Consider the following 7,845-nt stretch of genomic DNA (forward strand, 5'->3'; position numbering starts at 1 on the left):
TTGCTGTGGCTCGGACCGTTTTTGGCGGACGTGGGGGCACAAACTCCCTTTTTCTACATTTTCCGAGAGCGGGAAATGATTTACGATCTGTGGGAAGCAGCGACGGGTCAACGGTTGATTAATAATAATTATTTCCGTATCGGCGGCGTGGCAGCAGATTTGACCTACGGCTGGGTCGATAAGTGTCGCGATTTTTGCGACTACTTCTATCCCAAAGTGGATGAGTACGAAAAGCTGATTACCAATAACCCCATTTTTCGCCGTCGGGTAGAAGGAATCGGCACGATAAGTCGCCAAGAAGCGATTAATTGGGGACTCTCTGGACCGACGCTGCGAGCCTCGGGGGTGAAGTGGGATCTGCGCCAGGTCGATCGCTACGAATGCTACGATGACTTGGACTGGGACGTGCAGTATGCAACGGAAGGAGACTGCATGGCGCGCTACGTGGTTCGGGTTCGCGAGATGCGCGAATCGGTGAAAATTCTCCGCCAAGCCCTTGACGGATTGCCCGGAGGCCCGTACGAAAATTTGGAAGCCAAGCGAATTGCCGAAGGTCCCAAGTCGAAGTGGAATGATTTTGAATACCAGTTTTTGGGTAAGCGAATTCCCCCCACATTTAAGATTCCCGAAGGAGAACATTACGTTCGCGTGGAGTCGGGCAAAGGTGAGCTGGGAATTTATCTGATTGGCAATAATAATATCTTTCCTTGGCGTTGGAAAATTCGCGCGGCGGACTTCAATAACTTGCAAGTTGTCCCCCATATTTTGAAAGGAGCTAAGGTCGCCGATTTGGTCGCCATTCTCGGCAGTATCGATGTAATTATGGGTTCGGTCGATCGATAATTTCGATCGAGGTTTGGCGTGAAATCTCGCCTTACAATATATATTTTTTAGAGCTGAGTTCTGGTGGCAAGTATCTCCAGTCACTCAGCTTTTTTTCGCGATTCGATCGCATTAGTTCCTATCATCGGTGACAAGTTAAGGTGGGATAGGTGTTGTCAACACTCCAATCGTTCATCGAAAACCGGTTCTTGGAGGGAGGCTCCCCCACATCCCCTGAGAAAAAGAGTCAAATCGTCATGGCTCATGGGTTTAGTCGGACTCGAGTCTGCTGGCTTGAAACCTGAAAAATTGCTTAGCTTGTCAACCGTGGTTCCTATGGGGTCTCTCCAACGCTCGTTCGACAAACTCGTATCTCGATCTATCGCAACCGACCCATCCCGAACGAGCGTTCGTTATCGAGATCTTTCTCTCGTACGTAATTGAGATGCTTCTCCCATCGGAAAAAGAGAGTGTCACTCTTCTTGACAAGATATAAATTCTTGTGTACTGCCTTCATGCATGTTGACAAATGTAAATATTGATTTTCGATCTTTACCAAAACTTTAATAAAGTAACTGAGAACGATCGTTAGATCGAGACATTTTTAAAGATTCTGCAAAGACAAGTTGCAAAATTGCCAAAATGGCAGAGGCTTTCAGAAAATTCACTTAGCCTAGCACTAGGCAAGGCTGCACTGCAGATATCCGTAATACTACGGAAGGAAATTACAGCGCGATCGCCCGATCGTATTTCAGAACCAAAACCGCTGTTCAACTCTATTCGATCGATGACTTCGGACAAGTCTTGCCAGAGATGCCGACAGGAATACTCCGATTATGAAACCCAAATTTCGCTCCCTTGGCTCCAAACCCAAAAATGAGGAGAAATTATCCAAACGCCCCCTTTTGCGGGAGTTAAATTCATCGGAAGAATCCCTCGAGCGAGATGGAACGATCGACATTGGAGATCGAGCCACGGCTATTTATGGAGGTCTTCCAACTGCTGCGGGCATCCTTCCTCAGTTTCCCGGCTCAACCTCCAACAAGTCTGAGGCATCTACTCCCGAAAAAGCCGCTTCGAGCGATCGGGCACCCCATTGGTCGGGTTCGGTACAAAACTTGCTCGAACAACCCACAGCTGCATTTCCGCGCCAAGTCATGTTGGGCGGTTTAGCATTTTGTGCGGTCTTTACCACATGGGCTTGGTACGGCGAAATTAACGAAGTCGGTAAAGCGCGAGGGGAGCTAGTATACCAAGGCAACGTTCACAAAATTCACCCCGTAGAGATGGGAAAAGTTGCTTATCTAGCGGTCAAAGAAGGGGATACCGTCAAAGCCGGTCAACCGATCGCCGAACTCGATACCCAGCTTGCGATCGCTGAGGTAGAACGGCTCTCGCAGCAGCTGAGTGCCTATGAAATCGAGCTGATGCAAACCCAAGGTTCCATCGATCGATTGCGTTTGGAGGCTCAAACTCGAGCTGCAATATCGAGCGCCAACCTTCAAGCGCAAGAAGCATCCATCGCCCAAGCCGAGACAAATGCGGCTATTACGCAGCAAACCATTGAGGGTTTGCAAACCGAACTCGGCGCGATGGAAACCCAAAAAAATCGTATCGATCCCCTACCGGTACGAGCGGGACAACTGCGCGAGCAACTCCAAGAGCAAGTTTCGAAAAACCAAGAGCGCCTGAATCGACTTCAACCCCTCGTCGAGCGGGGAGCCATCTCTCGGGATTTATTGTTTCAAGCGGAACAAGATCTTCTCAACAGCCAAAATGCGTTGTTGAGAACCGAATTGAACGATGAAACCGTCGCCTCCGAACGAGTGTTCGATATCGAACAAAACCTGCGAGATCGTCAATCTCGCATCAGCGAAAACCATGGCCGGCTCGAACAAGCAGCAGCCGAAGCCGATCGACTGTATGCCGAACTGGCTCAGAAGAAAGCAGAAGGGGAACGAACTCAGCTCGAAATTCAGCAGCAGGTTCACCAACTCGAAATCCAGATCGCTGGGATCGAAGCCCAAATGGCACAAACGAGTAATTTACTTTCTAGTGCCGAAGCGAAGTTGGAGCGACGCTTCCTTTACGCTCCGGTGGATGGAGTCATTCTGGCACTCCATCTCAACCACAGCGGTGAAGTGGTGCAACCGGGACAGACGATCGCCGAAATTGCCCCAGAGGAAGCGCCTTTGGTGCTATCGGCCAAACTGCCCGATCGGGAAGCGGGATTTATCGAAGTGGGAATGCCCGCGCAAATCAAGTTCGATGCTTATCCCTTTCAGGAATACGGTTTAGTAGAAGGAACGGTTGCCTCGATCGCTCCGGATTCCGAATCTCTGCCGGAAATGGGGGAAGTTTTCGAAGTTGAAATTGAATTAGCGCGAAATTACGTGACCGAAGAAGGCGCAAAAATTAATTTTAAATCGGGACAAACTGCGGATGCAGAAATCGTTATTCGGCGACGCCGAATAGTCGATGTCTTGCTCGATCCCCTCCGTCAGTTAAAAGAAGGTGGGGTTAATTTTTAGTTTCTTCGAGCGCGAGTTCTCAAAAATCGCGGTAAAAGTTTTCTAACAAGTAGTAGCCGCAAAGAAGTCTAGCTTCTGATTAATATTTTTTAAAGAACCCAGGCAATCAACAAGCGACAAACAGTAGGACTAACCAAAAGTTTAGGTGTGCAGAATCATGACTTATCAAAGTTCATTTGACAGCGAGCGACTCTCGAAAATCATGACTCGCGAGCAATACGACCAAGTTGTTGAAGCCATTCTAGCTGGTAAATATTCTTGGGCTTGTCTTCTAATTCTCCGCTTTGGTGGGTACAACCCCTTGCATTATATGCCTTATCGAACTTTCAATCGCTTGATGAAAGAAAATCGCCAAGGCTGCAAACCCAGCGGACATCGGATGGATACTCGATGCGAGGAGCCGACGAACAAGCAATCCCAGAAAACCTCTTTAAAAATTAAGGAACTCGCTCATATTACAAAGCTCGAGCGCCAAAGCACTGTCGTTAAAGGTTGCGGCTACTATATATCAGAATTTCAAACCAAATTTTGACCATTTTTTGAAAGCCTAAAATTGTATGAAAGCTTTCAATCTCTGGATTTTAGATCGTTGATTTTTGGATGTAGATAGAAAAACAAATTTTTTCCAATCGAATTCTCGAACTCTCCCACTTGTATAGAGTTCGAGAATTTTTTTATATTTTTTTATAATTGAAATTTCAATTTACTGTTATCTTTTAACTTAGATTAAAGCCAACAAACGATCCACTTATTCCTTTCTCAAACGCTCCTCAAATTCAGCCCGACGTTCGTCGAATCGCTTATGAATCGCTCCCTCAAAATATTGGGCACTCCTCCCAATGCCTGGATGGTAGACGATCGCACGGCCGATCTGACTCGCCCCATCCTTCCCCCGAGATCGATCGTTCTCGAAACCGAGACCAAAACCCTCAAGCTCGACTTAGCGAAGACCGCCATTCTCGTCATCGATATGCAAAATGACTTCTGTCATCGAGATGGCTGGTTGTCACATATTGGTGTGGATGTTACACCAGCTCGCCACCCGATCGATCCCCTTAACAAACTGTTACCTCAAATGCGAAATGTGGGAGTTCCCATTATTTGGCTCAACTGGGGAAATCGGCCGGATTTACTCAATATTAGTGCCGGATTGCGTCACGTTTACAATCCAACTGGAACGGGGGTGGGTTTAGCCGACCCATTACCCAAAAATGGCGCTCCTGTTTTGACGGCAAGCAGTTGGGCTGCCGCTGTCGTAGACGAACTCGAAATTGCCCCAGAGGATATTCGGGTCGATAAATATCGCATGAGTGGCTTTTGGGACACCCCCCTCGATAGTATTTTGCGGAACCTGGGAAAAACGACCTTGTTATTTGCCGGAGTTAATGCCGATCAATGTGTCATGGCGACCCTCCAAGATGCTAATTTTTTAGGCTACGATTGTATTTTTGTTAAAGATTGTTCGGCAACAACGTCTCCTGACTATTGTTGGTTGGCAACGGTGTATAACATTAATCAGTGCTTTGGGTTTGTTACCGATTCTGGGTGCTTTTTGTCAGCATTCGATCGAGCAAAGACTCAATCGTAAAGATTTCGGGGAGAAAAATACGAATGATGGAATGTTGTACGATCGCGATTGCAAAATCTAGTCAGGACTACCAAGCGTTTCGGATTAGTCCCCAGGATACAAACCGATTGGCGATCGTCTTCGATCCCCAGTCGGCCAATATGTCCCTTGCCGTTTGCGTCGAAATTTTTGATGTGGGTGGGAAAACGCCTCCCAATCGCCATCAACTTGCGGTGGAAATGTTTTTCGTCCTCAAAGGAGAAGGCGTCGCCCACTGCGATGGTAAAGTGGTACGCATTAAAGCCGGGGATAGCTTGCTAATTCCGCCGACGGGAACCCACGAAATTTGGAATATGGGAAAAGAGCGATTGTACCTGTTGTGTATGATGGTTCCCAACGAAGACTTTATCGAATTAATCCGCAGCGGCATTCCCGTCGAACTCGATGACGAAGATCGGCGGGTGCTGGGGCGATCGGATACCCTCATTGCTTGCTAGGACTCCACGCATCGATCGCGATCGGTCGGGGTAAGGGGTAGCGCCCCTGTGACTACTCCGTCCGGTCGGGACAACCGAGAGCGGGATGCTCCTCCGAAATGACCCGTCAAAATTAAGTGTGGCGGACTGCTAGCGACACGATCGAGCAAGCCTAGTCGAACCGAACTTGCCAAATCTCGATCGAGCCGTCCTTTTCTCCAGCGATTAGGCTCTTCCCATCCGGACTCCAGGCGATCGCACCGATATTGCGGGCGGGTTCTTCGTGGAGGAGATTGCCCGTCTCAACCGCCCAGAATTGAATCGTATTGCCATCGACCCGACTACTCGCAGCGATCGTACCATCGGGACTCAACGCCACGGCTTCGATGGTGTCCGAAACATCTGCTTCGAGAGTGCGGTGCAGTTTGCCCGTCGATAAATCCCACACCTGAATCCCCTGACCCACCGTTGCCAAAGTTTTGCCGTCCCGACTCCAAGCTGCCACCCGATCGCCCGTATTCGGAGACAATTGGGCAACTTGCTGGGTCGAGGCATTCCACAACGCTAATTTCCCATTGAGAGAGCCACCGACCCAAATTTCACCCGACGATCGCACCATTGCCACTTGGATTTCATCGAGACCGACGGGTTTGATATCCTCGAGAGTCCCGTCAGGAAGCTGCCACACGTCCACCGCGCCGACGGTTCCGCCAATAAGAGTGCGATCGTCGGTTCCGAACGCCACCGCACCAAGACGATCTCCCTCAATCGATTGCGTTACTTTCCCTTGGGAGACACTACCGATTTTCACCGTCCCATCCCCACTGCTGCTCGCCCAGATTTGACCGCCGGTCGCCAGTGCCACGGCTTCTACGCGATCGCCATGTACCTTCAGCCGCTCGATCGAAACCAACGGGGAGTCATCCGCGCCCGAAGCTGAGATCCCGTCCGAGGAGATATTCGCCACGGCATTTTGTGCCGCCCCATTCTCCCCAGGCAGATACGCCGCTCCGTCTGCTGTCGTTTGAGGCGACTGCGCCGACCAATAGACCACGCCGATCGCCGTTGCCAGCAGCACCACGCACCCAGCAAACAGATCGTTTTTGCACTGAACGACTTGCTGCCACAACCCGCCGACATTCGTACCCGGAACGCTATGAAATTGCGGTATGAATGCCACTGCCGGACGAATGGGGGTAATACTCGGGATGACTGCAGAGCGAACCGGCTCGGGACGAACGACCTTGCGCCGGGGAGCAGGGGGCGGCAACCGGCGAGATCGAGCCAGATTTTCCTGGGTGGGAAACGGATCGCGCCCTCCCAACTGACGAGTTCGATCGCACCAGGGACAGCAACTCAAATGCTTGCCGTAACGGTGCTGGGGATTAACCGAACAGGTCACTAATTCCCGTTGGGCAACGTCAAGTGCTTCGACCCATGCCAGGGCATCCGGGCGAGCGGCAGGATAGCGATGGCCGTTCTCGAAACATTGCAAAAACAAACGCCGCAACTTCGGATGCAGCACCTCAAACGCCGGGGCGACGGGTGTGGGACGGTAGGGCACCCGACGTTCGCGAAGCGTGTCCGCAGGACAATCGCCCCAGGGAAAATGCCCTGCCGCGATCCGCACCTCGATCGCTGGGGGGTCGCCGCGGCCGGTATACACCCCGGCAAAGGGGTGAGTTCCTTCCATCAGCAGTTGAAAAATCAGCACCGCCAAACCGAAGCGATCCTGTTCGGGGGTGCGCTTGAGGTTGCGAAAGGTTTTACCTTGCAACTCCGGGGGGGTAAATTCCGGTTTGCCCACGGGACAGTGGTACACCGCATTCGAGCGGCGATCGCGCACTTGAAACGAGTCCGTATCCACGAGCGTCACCAGCGCCCTCTTGCTGACCAAAATATTCGATTCGTTCACATCCCCGACAACATAACCGCAGCCGTGCAAGCGACTGATGGCCACGGCCAGATTTTGGGCCGTGCGGTGCAGGTAGAGATAGTTAAAAAAGGGACAGCGATCGCGCCGAGTTTTAGGATTGTAGAAATCGTGAACCGCCCGCATCCCGTCTACGCGAGGCATCAAAAACCCCACCGTTTTTCCCCCTCGGATCAGTAAATCCACCGGCCAAGCGATGGAGACGCGATTTGCCGCCGCATCGGGATCGTAAGGAGGATGAAGCAGCATCGCCTTCAGCTTGCACTCGGCTGCTGAAGTCGGTTTGTGATACACCTTCGCCACCAGAGTCGAATCTCGATCGAGCGCGTAAATTTTCCCCTCACCACCCCCCCCCAACTCCGTGTTGAGAGTAATGATTTGCCCGTTCGATTGCCGTTGCACCTGCATGGAAAATGGAGAAAAAAATTCAGTGAAGACGTAAACGTTTGAAGATCTGCCCTCGCCTGCAAATCGGAGCGAGAACCCCGTCAAGGTTGCGGTCGCAGCGATCGGAAA

At 50.9% G+C, this 7,845-nt stretch carries 5 protein-coding genes and 1 pseudogene; 5 read left to right on the top strand and 1 reads right to left on the bottom strand.

What is annotated here, in order from left to right; translation table 11 throughout:
• The 5 genes from IQ235_RS12925 to IQ235_RS12945 all read left to right on the top strand — a co-directional run.
• Window positions 1–843: NADH-quinone oxidoreductase subunit D-related protein (locus tag IQ235_RS12925; RefSeq protein ID WP_264321868.1), on the top strand; the 843-nt coding region annotated here is incomplete at its 5' end.
• 815 nt (window positions 844–1,658) lie between these two features.
• Window positions 1,659–3,353, top strand: a complete 1,695-nt coding sequence (locus tag IQ235_RS12930) for a beta-barrel domain-containing protein (RefSeq protein ID WP_264321869.1) — start codon at window positions 1,659–1,661, stop codon at window positions 3,351–3,353.
• Between the two features lie 157 nt (window positions 3,354–3,510).
• The gene (locus IQ235_RS12935; RefSeq protein ID WP_264321870.1) at window positions 3,511–3,885 is read left to right on the top strand and encodes a HetP family heterocyst commitment protein; all 375 of its coding nucleotides are present in this window, start codon (window positions 3,511–3,513) and stop codon (window positions 3,883–3,885) included.
• Between the two features lie 270 nt (window positions 3,886–4,155).
• Window positions 4,156–4,941: a cysteine hydrolase family protein gene (locus IQ235_RS12940; RefSeq protein ID WP_264321871.1), complete on the top strand. Its 786-nt coding sequence runs from the start codon at window positions 4,156–4,158 to the stop codon at window positions 4,939–4,941.
• A 23-nt stretch (window positions 4,942–4,964) separates the two neighbouring features.
• On the top strand, window positions 4,965–5,417 hold the full coding sequence (locus tag IQ235_RS12945) for a cupin domain-containing protein (RefSeq protein WP_264321872.1): 453 nt from the start codon (window positions 4,965–4,967) through the stop codon (window positions 5,415–5,417).
• Between the two features lie 151 nt (window positions 5,418–5,568).
• Here the strand turns inward: IQ235_RS12945 and IQ235_RS12950 are convergent.
• A pseudogene (locus IQ235_RS12950) lies at window positions 5,569–7,845 on the bottom strand (hypothetical protein); the annotation flags it as partial.

This window comes from Zarconia navalis LEGE 11467 (assembly GCF_015207075.1).
GTDB classification, from domain to species: Bacteria; Cyanobacteriota; Cyanobacteriia; order Cyanobacteriales; family Geitlerinemataceae; genus Zarconia; species Zarconia navalis.